Here is a 14247-nt window from a genome sequence, read left to right on the forward strand (position 1 = left end):
AATAGGTATAAAGCTAAAACTGTCGTAAAACCGGCAGTTTTTCTGATAGCGAAAGTTTATTTTTAGGTAAATTATAATAGGATATTAAATCAAAGTGAGGTGTAAAGATGGCGTTTAAATATATTATTGGCCGTAGTGGGGTAGGGAAAACCCATTATGTCCTTCAAGAAATAAAAGAAGCCTTAGAAAAAAAAGAAGCCCATAAGCTAATTTTATTAGTACCAGAACAATATACCCTCCAAGCAGAGCGGGATCTCATTAAAAAATTAAACCTTGAAGGGATTTTAAGGGTTGAGGTATTAAGTTTTAGTAGACTTGTCCATAGGGTATATAACGAGGTTGGCGGTTTAACTAAAATTCATATAAATGAAATGGGTAAAAATATGATCATTCGTAAGTTATTGGAGGAACATAGTAAATCCCTTAGTGTATATCAGAAGGCTTCTAGACAAGATGGGTTTGTGGCCAAAATTAATGAATTAATCACTGAGATGAAGCGACATGATGTTATCCCCATAGAACTTAATCAACAACTAGAGAAGTTAGACCATGCTCCTTTGCTACAAATGAAGTTATCGGACTTTAATTTAATTTATGATAGTTTTAATCAATATCTTGCGAATCGATATATCGACACTGAGGACCAAATTAATTTATTAATAGAAAAGATCCCTCAAACAGAATTTTTAAAGGGGGCTGAAATTTGGATAGATGGTTTCCATCGTCTAACCCCTCAAACTCAAAGAATTATAGGGGAACTAATGAAAAAAGCCCAACAAATATCCATGACCTTCACCCTCGATCCAACCCCCCAAGCTAGAGAAGGGGATCTATTTTCCATTTCTACAAATACATTAGGGCAAATCAAAAGAATGGCTAAAGAATTAAATCTTAATGAAAAGGTCATTAAGATTGAGACATCTATGACTGAAGACAATCAACTTACTAAAACTAGCCAACTTAAACATCTAGAAAAGGAACTATATGCATACCCCTATAATCCTTATCTATATAAGGCTGAGGGGATAGAAATCTTTGTTGCTAATAATCTGTATACAGAAGTAGAGCAGGTGGCAATTAATATTTTATCTCTAGTGAGGGATAAAAAATATCGTTATCAAGATATAGCAGTCGTGTCAGGAGACCCAGATGGCTATGGGAGAATCATTAGAAGAATCTTTAAGGAGTATAAGATTCCCTATTTTATGGATCAAAAGCGGGAAATTATGGATCATCCTATCATAGAATTGATCCTTGCAGCTTTAGATACCCTTATTGGTAACTTTCAGTATAAAGATATCTTCAGATATCTAAAATCAGGTTTTAGTGATTTAAAGAAGGATGAATACGAAAAATTGGAAAACTATGTGTTGGCATATGGCATCTCAGGAAAACAGTGGACAGAAGCCTTTTATAAGGGTGAAAAGGAAGACATAGAAAGGCTAAATCAACTGAGGGAAAAAGTAGTAACCCCCTTTATCAAATTTAAGGTTAAGGTAAAGAAGGCGGAAAATGTTTTAGAAATTACTAGAGGTTTATTTGAATTTTTAACGGATCTTAAGATTGAAGGAAAACTACAGGACTGGATAGATCAGTTAAAAGAATTGGGGCACTTTGACTATGTAAATGAGAACACTCAAATTTGGAACACTGTAATGGAGATCTTTGACCAACTCTCAGAAATTTTAGGAGATTCTTCAATTAGTTTAAAGGGTTATCGCAGGATATTAGAATCTGGCTTTTCGGCATGTGAAATAGGGGTAATTCCAACGACAATAGACCAAGTCTTAATTGGTAATATAGAAAGATCCAGAAGTCATGATATTAAGGCTCTTTTTGTTGTGGGTGTTAACGACGGTATTTTACCTGCCATTAAAGAAGATAAAGATATTCTATCGGGAAATGAACGTAAATTACTAAAAGAAAAGGGCTTTCAATTAGAGTTTGATGATGATAGTAGATTAATTGAAGAGAAGTTTTCTATTTATTTAGCCCTAACTAAACCCAGCCAGTATTTATGGTTGAGCTATTCAATGGCAACTCAAGAAGGAAAGGCATTAAGACCTTCTATGTTAATAGACAGATTTAAAAAACTGTACCCTAAACTAGAGATTAAAAGCGAGTTAAGCCATGGGGAAGAATATGAATTTGATCTAGTGGCAAGTCCAGAAGCCACGTTTAAACATTTAGTAGAGCGAATTCGTTTGAATATAGATGATAAAGAAATTAATGAGTTTTGGTGGGATGTTTATTGTTGGTATCATGAGAATGAGAGCTGGCGATCTAAAGTAAATATGATCAATGAAGGATTTTTTCACGCTAACCAAGTTTATTATATTCCAGAAAATAAAGCTAGGGATCTATATAAAACCCCAATTACTGCAAGTATATCAAGGCTAGAAAAGTTCTCAAACTGTCCTTTTTCTCATTTCATAACCTACGGATTAAAGCCAACAGAGCGGAAGGAATATCAGCTAAACAACCCAGATATAGGTAAGTTGTTCCACGATTCTATGGATGAATTTAAGAATAGATTAGAAGCAGAAGGACTAAGTTGGTTAGAGATTGAGAAGCCAAAGTGCGATAGCTTAGTTGAGGAAGTGATCGATGACATGCTAGATCACTTTGAAAATGGTATTTTACAAAGTACCCATCGATATCAATATTTAGTTAATCGATTAAAGCGTATTAGTAAGAGGGCCCTTTGGACATTAACCCAGCATTTAAAAAGAGGCGGCTTTACCCCTTTAGGGCAGGAAATTCGATTTGGACAGGGAGAAGAAATACCGCCAATTGTTGTTGAATTAGACAATGGCGAGGTAATCTATCTTGAGGGAAGAATTGATCGTGTTGATTTACTAGAGGATGAAGAGGGACGGTATATTAAAATTATTGACTATAAGTCTGGGAATAAAGACTTTAGTTTGACAGATGCTTATTTTGGATTACAACTTCAGCTACTGGTATATCTAGATGCCATGATGAATATGTCAAATGATCATAAAAATAAAACCTACCCAGGGGGAATTTTCTATTTTAAAATTGATGATCCATTGATCAAAACCACAGAAAAGGCAGCAGAATTTGTAGAAAAAGAAATCAATAGCAAGCTGAAAATGAAGGGTGTTGTATTAAAGGACTTAAAAGTTATTAAAGAAATAGATAAAGATATAACCAGCTATTCAGATATTATTCCTGTAAAGCTTAATAAAGGTGAGGAGATTTCAAAAACATCCAATGTCCTGTCGAAGGATGACTTTAATGATCTAATTTTACACGTTCGACATTTGGTTAAGGAAATTTCCTGGGAAATGTTGAAGGGTAATGTCAAAATATATCCCTGCAAAAAAGGGAAACAGGTTTCTTGTCAATATTGCTTATATCAGGGAATTTGTCAATTCGACTCTAGTCTAGAAGACAATGTTTATCGCAATATTAAAGAATTAAAGGATGAGGAAATCTTAGAAAAAATAAAAGGAAAGGGGGATCACTCAGATGACTAAGTGGACGAAGGAACAGAAATCAGCCATAGTTGCTAGAGATAGTAACCTATTAATATCAGCAGCAGCAGGCTCAGGAAAAACTGCAGTATTGGTTGAACGTATTATAGGATTAATTATTGATGACGGTGTGGATATAGACCAACTTTTAATTGTAACCTTTACAAATGCTGCTGCAGGTGAAATGAGGGAAAGAATTGCTGCTGCAATTATTAAAGCGTTAGATTCAAATAATGGAAAAGAAGAGCATATTAGAAGACAGATGACATTACTGAATAAAGCCACCATTACTACCCTCCATTCCTTTTGCATTGAGGTGGTAAAAAGACATTTTCATTTAATTGAGATAGATCCTTCCTTCCGAATTGGAGATGTGTCGGAAACAGAGTTGTTGAAAATGGAGGCCCTTACAGAGGTCTTTGAGGCAGAATATGAAAAGGCAGAAGGGGATTTTTTAGAATTAGTAGAGGCCTTCGGTGGTAATCGAGAGGATATTCCCCTACAAGAACTTGTATTGAAAATTTTTAGATTTATTCAGAGTCAGCCTAAGCCCTATCTTTGGTTACAGGAAAAGTGTCATGATTTTAATATGACGATAGAAAACTTCGAAGACAGTTCTTGGGGAAATACGATTAAAAAGAGCATTTTAATACGTTTGATAGGGGCAAAGGATGCCCTTTTAGAGGCAAGAGAGATCTGTCAAAAGCCCAGTGGCCCCGATTGTTACATGGAGGCTGTCCTAGATGATCTTCAACAAGTAGAAGCTTTAATGACAGATTTATCAGAAGGTGTATCAAAATTCCATCAATCCTTAAAAAAACTGACTCATATGAAGTTGGCAAGAGGGGGAAAGGATATTGATCCAGAACTAAAGGAAGAAGCTAAGGGCCTTAGGGATCAAGCAAAGGATATTTTGAAGAAAATTAATGTTGAGTATTTTAACCTTTCTCCAGAAGAATATGTTGAGGATATTAACTTGACTGCCCCTTTAATGAAATATTTGAGTTATGTGGTAGAAGACTTTGGTAAAAGATATCAAACTAAAAAGACAGAAAAGGGAATTGTTGATTTTAATGATTTAGAGCATTATACGTTAAGTATTTTAGAGGATGAATTGGTGGCAAAGGAATACCGGGGTAAATTTGAATACATCTTTATTGATGAATATCAGGACAGCAACATTGTGCAAGAGACGATTATTCAAAGGATTAATCGAGAGGAGAATCTATTTTTAGTAGGTGATGTTAAACAAAGTATTTATCGATTCCGTCTGGCAGATCCATCACTTTTTATAGAAAAATATGAAAAATATCAACTAGAAGAGGGTAGTCAGAATCGAAGGATTGATCTCGCTAAAAACTTTAGAAGTCGTGGGGAAATTTTAAAGGGGGTAAATTACCTATTTAAAAATATGATGACAAAGACCTTAGGGGAAGTAGATTATGATGAAGCGGCCTACCTTTATCAAGGAAGAGAATTCCCACCAATAGATGATCCATCAATAGAATTGAATCTAATTGAGCGGGATTATAATGGAGAAGAGCTGGAAGAAGAACTGGAGTTGATGGAGGATATTGAGGTAGAAGCCAAAATTGTTGCCAATAGAATAAAAGTTGCCTTAGAAGAGGAAATTTTTGATGAGAAGATTAATGATTATCGAAAAGTAGATTATAAAGATATTGTTATTCTTCTAAGGGCAACTCAAAACTGGGGTTCTATTTTCCTTGAAACTTTTATACAAGAGGGCATTCCAGCCTATGCCGATGCTAATGCAGGTTACTTTCAAACAACAGAGATTACTATATTCTTAAATTTACTTAAAGTAATTGATAACAAAAGACAAGATATCCCCCTATTAAGTGTTATGAGGTCTCCAATTGGCGGCTTTACTATTGATGAATTAATAGAAATACGTATTACCCATAGAAAGGGAAGTTATTACGAAGCTATCGAAAAGTATGTTGAAGAAAAAACTGGTGAGCTAAAGGAAAAATTACAGATTTTTAAGGAAAAGATTAATCATTGGTTTGAAATATCTAGATATATGAAGTTAGATGACTTCATATGGAAGATACTAACTGATAGTGGTTATTATCACTATGTGGGGGCTATGCCTGGTGGTTTACAGCGCCAAGCTAACTTACGTATTTTGCTAGATCGAGCTGCCGAGTTTCAAAAGACTTCTATTAAAGGGTTGTTCAATTTTATTCATTTTGTAGGTAAGCTTCAGAGTAATAAAGGAGACTTAGATGCGGCTAAAATCTTAAGTGAAAATGATAATGTCGTTAGAATAATGAGTATTCATAAAAGTAAGGGCTTAGAGTTTCCTTATGTTATCGTTGCTGGAATGGGAAAAAACTTTAACCTAAGGGATAGTAATGATCATGTTCTTCTCCATAAAGAACTAGGGTTAGGGCCGAGATATGTTGATAGTCAGCTTAGGGTTACAAGGGATACCATTGCAAAAATAGCAATGAAGGATCAAATTAAAATAGAAAGTCTTTCGGAGGAGATGCGGGTTCTTTATGTTGCCCTTACTCGACCTAAAGATAAACTTATTTTAATTGGGTCTATGAAAAACTTAGAGAAACAATGTAAAAAGTGGACTAAGGGCTTAGGTAACTACTCCCTATTTAATGCCAAGTGTTATCTTGATTGGGTTGGAAGTGTTCTCATTAGACATCCCCTTGGGGAAAAGTTAAGAGAGCTGGCAGGGGATTTCGACCCTCAATATTTCTTTGAAGATGAATCGAAATGGACTATCTCTTTTGCTGACAGAGGAAGCATATTAGCAGAAAAAGTAGTGGCATTAAATCAACAGGCGGAATATAAGGAAAAGCTAAGTAATCCTGGTCTCCAATCTAATTCCAACTTAGTAGATCCAATACAGGAAAGGTTGAATTGGCAATATCCTTATGAAAAGTCCCTCAAAATTCCATCAAAATTATCGGTAACAGATATCAAAGAGAGTCATTTTAAAAGGGTTGAGAGTCTAGCCCATAAGATTCCGCCCTTGGTTAAAATGCCAAAGTTCATGGAAAGTGTTAAGGAGTTTTCGCCAGCAGAAAAGGGGACAATACTTCACTTTGTTTTACAACACCTTCAATTAAAGACACCAAAAGACTTAACCACCATAGAAGAAGAAATTAATATGATGATCGTGAAGGAATTACTAACTGCTGAGGAAGCTGAAACTGTAGATGTAGGTAAATTAGTAACCTTCTTTAATAGTGAAATTGGTATCAGAATGAGGGCATCCGACCATGTCTACAGAGAAGTTCCTTTTAATTTGAGAAAGAAGGCTGTGGATGTGATTGATGGCTTAATAGATTGTGACGATGAGCTTTTAATACAAGGTGTAATTGATTGTTACTTTCAAGAAGGAGAAGATTTAATTCTGTTAGACTATAAGAGTGATTTTGTTTTAGAAAATAATCTATGGGAAATGAAGAATAAATATGAAAGTCAGCTAGAATTATATCAAGAGGCCCTAGAAAAAATAACAGGAAAAAATATTAAAGAGCGATATCTCTATCTTTTCTATCGAGATGAAGTGCTGGAAATTTAAAGATAAAGGATAAGAACTAATCAAATAAATAAATTAATCCAGCTTAATTCGAAGGAATATAAAGGCTGGATTAATTTTCTTAAATATTTATTAAAAAACAATAAAATTTAAACCATAATTATGACAATTCATGAAAAATAAGCTAAAATAATGAAAACTAAGCTAAATAATGAAAAAAGAATAAAAGAGGGTGAGATTATGCCAAAGAGAGATAAAAAAACCACCATGAGAAAGCAGTGGACCCGTAATATCATGATCCTTATTACAGGGATCTTCATTGTTTTTTCCATATCTATTTTTGCACTAATTAATAGCACAACAACGAGGGTTTTAAATTTAGCCCTTGATGTTCTTGGTAATGTTGCTACGAAAGAACTCGTGCATCAAAATGTTGAAGAATTACTTAATAATAATCAACAAAATGAGAACTTTCAAGTGGTTAAACAATCTTTAGAGTTTCTTCAAAATAATTCTAGGGGGCTTATACCTAGTGTTTATATGGTAACTAAAAATCAAGTAGGAGAATGGGTCTATATAGCAGAAGCTACTTCTGAAGAGAAGCCAGCCGTAAGTATCGGACAAGGTTTTATCGCTGAAGAAGAGATGGAAGAGGCTTTCTATAATGGAAAAGTAATGCTTTCTAAAATTCATCGAGACTATATTACCCAAGAAGCCATCGTTACTGCATATATTCCTATAGGCAATAGCGAAAGTGTTACAGCTATTCTTGGTTTTGATTTAAAGGCAGATATTGTTATTAAGTTAAATATGTTATTAGTACTAGTATTATTAGTAACAATGGGGATCACCCTATTTATTGTTTGGTTGATTGTTAAACGGATGACAAAGCGACAAACGAAATCGATAGAATTATTGGTAAGAAAGATGAGGGAAATGGCTGACTTAGATGGTGACCTAACCCAAAGAATAGAAGTTGAAAGTAATAACGAGATAGGAGAGCTTGCTGAATGCACTAACAAGATGTTAGATACCATTCAAGAAATGTTTATAGGGGTAGAAAAGACTTCAAAGAAGCTATTAAGCACCAGTGAAATTTTTTCCGAAGCATTTAATCAAACCGCCACCAGTTTTGATGAAATTAATATGACTACAAGAGATGTAGCCCATAGAATAGAATCACAAAACGAGGGAAGCCGTAAAATTAATAACTACATAGTTGATGTAAGTGAATCGGTAAATCAAGTTGCAGTTTTTTCACAGCAGGTAACTGAAGAAGCCATCAAAACAGAAACCAATGCAGTAGATGGGAATGGTAGCATCCAATTAATGCAAAAACATATCACAGAAGTTATTAATGCTGTTGATGAATCGGTTGAATCTGTTAAGCTTCTTAGGGGTAAATCAAATCAGATTAATAGTATCGTCGATACGATTACAGCCATAGCAGGACAAACTAACTTATTGGCTTTAAATGCTTCTATTGAAGCTGCTAGGGCAGGAGAACAAGGAAGGGGCTTTGTTGTTGTAGCCGATGAGGTTAGGAAGCTTGCAGAAGAATCCTCCAAATCTGCTGAAGAAATTTATAAATTGATTCAAGAAGTACAGCATGTAATTGAAGCTGTAGGAAAATCGATGGAAAAAGTATCCCATCAATCAATGTCCAGTAATGATTATGTTTCAAATGTGATGGAACGGTTTACTTATATAGTAGAATCCATCAAAAACGTTTCAAATATGGTGGAAGAAGTTTCTGCTTCGACAGAGGAAATGGCTGCAAGTACGTCTATGATCAATAGTGAAATGAATGCATTTACTTCCATCTCTGCCGAAAATACAGCTGCCACCGATGGTATATCAATAGAAATTGAGAAGGAATCGGAAAGTGTAAATGAGTTGCTTCATATGGTAACAGACTTAAAGTCAGTTGCTCTTGAACTAAGCAATAGACTAGAAAAATTAAAATTAGAATAATAAATTACAACCTCCCTTGGAAAAGAGCTAGACAGAAGATATTCTTTACATAGCTACTACTAGTGGGAGGTTTTTTTGTACCGAATAGTAAATCATCTCCGAAGAAAAACTTCTTCTAGAAGGAATAAGAAAAAATTAGACAAGAGCTATTAAACTTGTAAAAAATGGGTATCTTAAGACTAGATCATTATAAATAGAGAGGGGAAATGGTTATGATGGTAAAGGATATTATGACAAAAAAGGTATTTAGTGTTCAGCCTGAAGATTCAATTGAGGATGTGGTAAAACTATTAGTAGAGCATAATATAAGTGGAGTACCTGTTGTAGATGATGAAAATAAAGTAGTGGGAATTATAACTGAAGGGGATTTGATTTACAGAAGCAAAAAACTACAGATCCCTAGTTATTTCACTATCCTAGATAGTTATATTTTCCTTGAAGATCCCAGTACTGTAAAGGATCAGATTAAAAAAATGATAGGTTATAAGGTAAAGGATGTTATGACAGAAAAAGTAATTGTGGCAAAGGAAGATGATTCAATAGAAGAGGTAGCTACCATCATTACCAATAAAAATGTTAATCGACTGCCCGTTGTAAAAGATAATAAGCTAGTGGGTATAATCAGTAGAAGAGATATTATCAAGGCCTATTCACTATAAAACACTAATTAATGAGGAAATAGCATAATACCTTAGTAATCAATGGATTTCCTCTATTAAAAAATAATAATTATAACCTCCAAATTCCATTGATAGAATCCTAAGGTTTCTTGTTGATAAGGTAATGGAGGTTTATTTCTGACTAATGGAGGTTAGACCATGGAGCCAATCTTAAAGGTAGATCAATTAAAGAAAATCTATTCATTAAAGGGGAAGAAAGAATTTATCGCTGTAGACGATGTATCCTTTTCTGTTAATCGTGGAGAAATTTTTGGTTTATTAGGTCCCAATGGAGCAGGAAAAACCAGTACCATTAAGTGTATTTGTGGATTGTTAAAATATGAAGGTGGGGAAATATTAGTTAAGGGACACTCCATGAAGAAGGAGCGAAGTAAAGGATTAAGACATATAAGTGCTGTGTTGGAAGGGAACCGTAATATCTATTGGCGGATGACTGTAAGGGAAAACCTAGAATTTTTTACGGGTATAAATGGTTTGTCACCTGCGAAAACTAGAGGACGATTAGAGGGATTATTAGAACAATTTCAATTAGTAGAACAGCGTGATACTGTGGTAAATAACTTATCAAGGGGAATGAAGCAAAAGGTGGCTATTGCCATATCCTTAATAACTGATAAAGATATTATATTATTAGATGAACCTACCTTAGGTCTTGATGTTGGAATGAGTCAGGAACTAAGATATTTATTAAAGACGATTGCAAAAGAAGAAGGTAAGACAATTTTATTAAGTACCCACGATATGAAGGTAGTTGAAGAAACCTGTAATCGACTGATTATTATTAACAAAGGAAAACGGATCGTCCATGATACCGTAGAAAATGTAATTAAACTAACAAACCAAGAAAACTATTTACTAAAACTTAAAGATTCTCTTGAAAGAAATCTGTATGAGCAGATAAAGGCTAAAAGTAAAAACATTAAGAGTTCTAACGATAGACGGGGGATTTATGAGTTAAGTCTTTTTCATCCAAACGACCTTTATCATGTAATGGAGATTTTGAAATCTAACAATGTAGAGTTAGTTTCTATTGATAGAATAAATAATCGATTAGAAGATATTTTTATTGACCTTGTTAAGGAGGTAAAAGATGATGAAATATCTGTATAGTTTTACTGCCATTGGAAAAAGAGAATGGATTGAACTCAAACGTTATTGGTTTAATAGCTTAATAGGTTTGGTTATTTATATAGGTATTTTTGCAGCCCTTTTTACAGGAGCCCAATATATAGGACAGAATAATTATGCCCTTAATGAGAGTCTTGAAGGATTTTTAATTGGTTATGCTTTATGGTTTATGGCGATGGGAGCTTTTTCAGAAACAGCCCATTCTATTATAGATGAAGCAAGAAAAGGGACCCTGGAACAACTTTATATGACTGAAGTTCCCTTTGTATGGCTACTAATAAGTAAAAACATAATATCAACAGTGATCTTTAGCATTTTATTTTTTTTAATTACTACAGTTCAAATGTACATTACAGGTATACAGGTAAATGTTGATGTTTTAAGTATTTTCATTACTTTGTTTATAGGCTTATTCAGTCTCTATGGAGTAGGTTTAATTATGGCTGGGTTAGGACTACTCTTTAAGCGTATACAAAACCTATTAGGCGTAACACAATTTATTATCGTAGGCGTGATGATTCTTTCTCCTACCGATCTTCCTTTAATTAAGTTTTTGCCCTTTGTTTATAGTAGAGAGCTGATCATGACAATTATGATGAGGGGTTATTCAATTCTTCAATTCACTTTAATCGATTGGGGTTTTCTTATTATAACTTCGTTAGTATATTTAATTATTGGTATTTTACTATATAAGATGGCAGAAAAAGAAGTGTTGCGAAGGGGTATGCTGGGGCAATATTAAAAGAGATTATCCAATGCCTTCTATCGTTACATAGTTTAATACATGGTTTAATGCAATTAATTAGTTATCTGTTTATGATGGAATCATTTACATAAAGTTCTTGTTTACATAATATCGAAGTAGAACTTTGTTGTTTCTTATATCAAAGCGACTACCTCGAAATCTAAAAGGTTAGTAAAGAATAAAAATAAAAACCAAAAATAAAGAATAGTAAATATATTCAGAAAATTTGTTAATTAATTATTTAACAATAATTACCCTTCCAATTAATAATGATTATGAATAAGATGTATTATATCAGATACCATCAGTAGCAAATGTTTGAACATTCAATTAATTTAACAAAAAAGTTTAAAATGAGCTATAAGATGATAGTGACTAAAGTTTGATAAAAAAATAACTAAACTTTACAAGAAAATACTATATACACTGTAGTAAAAAAATGATAAAATGAAGATAACATTGGAAACTCAATGTTTTTTTAAAAAAATACAATGAGAGTGTTTATCAAGTACGATTGGAAATTACGCACATTGATATATATTTAACAAATATTAACGTATCATAATCATAACAGAGAGTATAGCTATGGACTATGGATTATAGATTATAAGCTATAAATTATGGATTATAGATTAAGGATTATTAATAATTAGTATCGGGTATTTAAATAGATTTCCAATTAAAGGAGGGGATCATATGTCAAGAAAAACATTGGGTCTAGTAGCATTTATAGCTACCGGGGCGGGACTTCTTGGAGAAACGATTCTACAAGGATTAACTCCCCTGTCAAAAATAGGCGTATTTGCAATTATAGGGCTTTTTATTATAGGTATTGCTGGTCATTACAAAGAATTATCGAAATAAAAAATAAACCATTTAGAGGGGGAGAGTTCCATGAAAATAGAATTTTCTAAGGGAAAATCAATAATATGCTCATTCGTAGCAGTAATTGTAACGTGGTTCTTAAACCATGAGCTTGGTTTAGGTCCAATAGTTGCCAATGGTCTAGTTGGTGTGATGGCAGCTCTTTTTTTATCACCACCTTTGGCGGCAGTTACCTATGCATCCTCCTTTGTTGGAATGTCGTCAATTACTGTATTGCCATCTCTCACTGCTGCAGCAATCGGGGGCATAATTATCGGTGGAATCTGGTTGCTTACTTCTGAAATATATGCGGGAATTGGGGGCAAGGGAGGTACAACAGCTGCCTTAGCCACACTAATTACGAAAGCCATTATGAACATCTTTAGTTAGAGGGGGAAAGACTAATGGAAAATATTTTGATTTTATTTGTATCAACCTTAGCTGGGGTTGTTACTTACTATATAAGTGTTAATTTAAACAAAGGGGCTGTTTTCGGATCAGCAATTGTGACCTTGGTTTCTGGTCTGCTTTTCCCAAATATATTCCCATCAATCGGAGCTAAATTAGCCATTGTTGCTACATGTGCTTCCTATGCAGGAATGGTGGCAGTGAAAAATGTACCTAAACTATGGGAAATGGCCATTGTATCATTTATAACAGGGGGGTTGTATATTGCAACAACTTCTGCCTATGTTGGGGTGGGAGGTAAATTAGGAACAATTGCAGCTATAGCCTGCTTTAGTTGGATTGGATGCAAAAAGATGTTAAGTCTACTAAAAGTTAACAAAAAAGAAAAAGCTTATAAAAGGGAATTAATTGATCAACATTAAAACTAGCTTAAACCATTGAAATTAACAAATAATTTGAAACCTATATTGATAATAAATATAGGTTTTTTTCTATTCTACTAAAGATACATTTAGATAAATTTATAACCAGTCATTGAATTTAATAACGTTTTGAAGTACAATGAAATATGGACAAATTAAAAAATATTATTTATTAACAATCATTAAAATAGGGGGGTTAGAATGAAATCGCCAAAAGGAATATTATCTAAAAGTTCACTTCTACTAATTATTCTACTATTCGTCTTCTGGCTAATATTATCACCAGCACTTAGTTTAGAAACGGTAGTTTTAGGTCTCATAGCATCGTTAGGAGTCGTTATTTTTAATTTAGACTTATCATTTGATGAAAATGAAACTTCTTTTTATTCAATTAAAGGAATCATAAAACTTATTTCATTTATAGGAATTCTTTTGATTGAAATCGTAAAGGCAAACATAGGAGTTGCCAAAATAGTGCTAAGTCCTAAAATGCCAATATCACCAACCTTTGTTAAAGTTCCATTAACATTAAAGAAGGAAATGAATCGAGTGCTGTATGCCAATAGTATTACTTTAACACCAGGGACTCTTTCAGTAGATATTAATGAAGATGAAATATTAGTTCATGCATTGACCCAAGAATATGCCGATGGAATGAAGGGGAATATTCTAGAAAAATATATAACAAGGCTGGAGGAAGAATAAGATGAACTTAAACACCTTAAATATACTGATTTCAGTTGCTATTTTTTTAAGTATATTAAGTATCGTTTGCCTCTATCGAGCTTATGTAGGACCCACATCAGCAGATCGAGTAATCTCTATTAATGTAATTTCAACAAAGGTAACGGTGCTAATTGCAGTGTTGGCAGTCTTAACTGACCAAGATACTTTTATTGATGTAGCATTAATTTATTCAATGATGGGTTTTATCACAACAGTATGTGTATCTAAGTTTATGGAAAAAGGAAAATTGTTTTAAGGGGTGAATCTATTGGAA

Annotated in this window: 11 protein-coding genes; all 11 read left to right on the forward strand. The window is 33.5% G+C overall.

Going from position 1 to position 14247, the window contains the following annotated elements; translation table 11 throughout:
* Nucleotides 1–107 precede the first annotated feature (107 nt).
* The 11 genes from addB (at nt 108) to T335_RS0105440 (ending at nt 14229) form a co-directional block, all read left to right on the forward strand.
* On the forward strand, nt 108–3503 hold the full coding sequence (gene addB, locus T335_RS0105390) for a helicase-exonuclease AddAB subunit AddB (protein WP_026476627.1): 3396 nt from the start codon (nt 108–110) through the stop codon (nt 3501–3503).
* The gene (addA, locus tag T335_RS0105395) at nt 3496–7068 is read left to right on the forward strand and encodes a helicase-exonuclease AddAB subunit AddA (protein ID WP_026476628.1); all 3573 of its coding nucleotides are present in this window, start codon (nt 3496–3498) and stop codon (nt 7066–7068) included. The genes addB and addA overlap by 8 nt, the downstream gene beginning before the upstream one ends.
* Before the next feature lie 198 nt (nt 7069–7266).
* The gene (locus T335_RS0105400) at nt 7267–9000 is read left to right on the forward strand and encodes a methyl-accepting chemotaxis protein (protein WP_026476629.1); all 1734 of its coding nucleotides are present in this window, start codon (nt 7267–7269) and stop codon (nt 8998–9000) included.
* A 212-nt stretch (nt 9001–9212) separates the two neighbouring features.
* A complete protein-coding gene (locus tag T335_RS0105405; protein WP_026476630.1) occupies nt 9213–9659 on the forward strand; it encodes a CBS domain-containing protein in 447 nt (148 codons plus the stop codon).
* 159 nt (nt 9660–9818) lie between these two features.
* Nucleotides 9819–10790 (forward strand): ABC transporter ATP-binding protein, encoded by a 972-nt coding sequence (locus T335_RS0105410; protein ID WP_026476631.1) that lies wholly within the window; start codon nt 9819–9821, stop codon nt 10788–10790.
* Nucleotides 10771–11550 carry an ABC transporter permease gene (locus tag T335_RS0105415; RefSeq protein ID WP_026476632.1) on the forward strand — a complete coding sequence of 260 codons (780 nt, stop codon included), beginning with the start codon at nt 10771–10773 and terminating at the stop codon, nt 11548–11550. Before T335_RS0105410 ends, T335_RS0105415 begins: the two co-directional genes overlap by 20 nt.
* A 699-nt stretch (nt 11551–12249) precedes the next feature.
* On the forward strand, nt 12250–12417 hold the full coding sequence (locus tag T335_RS22200) for a hypothetical protein (protein WP_156943631.1): 168 nt from the start codon (nt 12250–12252) through the stop codon (nt 12415–12417).
* A gap of 30 nt (nt 12418–12447) precedes the next feature.
* Nucleotides 12448–12807 carry a hypothetical protein gene (locus T335_RS0105425; protein ID WP_026476633.1) on the forward strand — a complete coding sequence of 120 codons (360 nt, stop codon included), beginning with the start codon at nt 12448–12450 and terminating at the stop codon, nt 12805–12807.
* Between the two features lie 14 nt (nt 12808–12821).
* The gene (locus T335_RS0105430) at nt 12822–13247 is read left to right on the forward strand and encodes a hypothetical protein (protein WP_026476634.1); all 426 of its coding nucleotides are present in this window, start codon (nt 12822–12824) and stop codon (nt 13245–13247) included.
* A 201-nt stretch (nt 13248–13448) separates the two neighbouring features.
* Nucleotides 13449–13952, forward strand: coding sequence for a Na+/H+ antiporter subunit E (locus tag T335_RS21535; RefSeq protein ID WP_051569154.1), 504 nt, complete (start codon nt 13449–13451; stop codon nt 13950–13952).
* 1 nt (nt 13953) lies between these two features.
* On the forward strand, nt 13954–14229 hold the full coding sequence (locus T335_RS0105440; RefSeq protein WP_026476635.1) for a monovalent cation/H+ antiporter complex subunit F: 276 nt from the start codon (nt 13954–13956) through the stop codon (nt 14227–14229).
* Nucleotides 14230–14247: the final 18 nt, after the last annotated feature.

This window comes from Alkaliphilus transvaalensis ATCC 700919 (assembly GCF_000621485.1).
Lineage (GTDB): Bacteria > Bacillota > Clostridia > Peptostreptococcales > Natronincolaceae > Alkaliphilus > Alkaliphilus transvaalensis.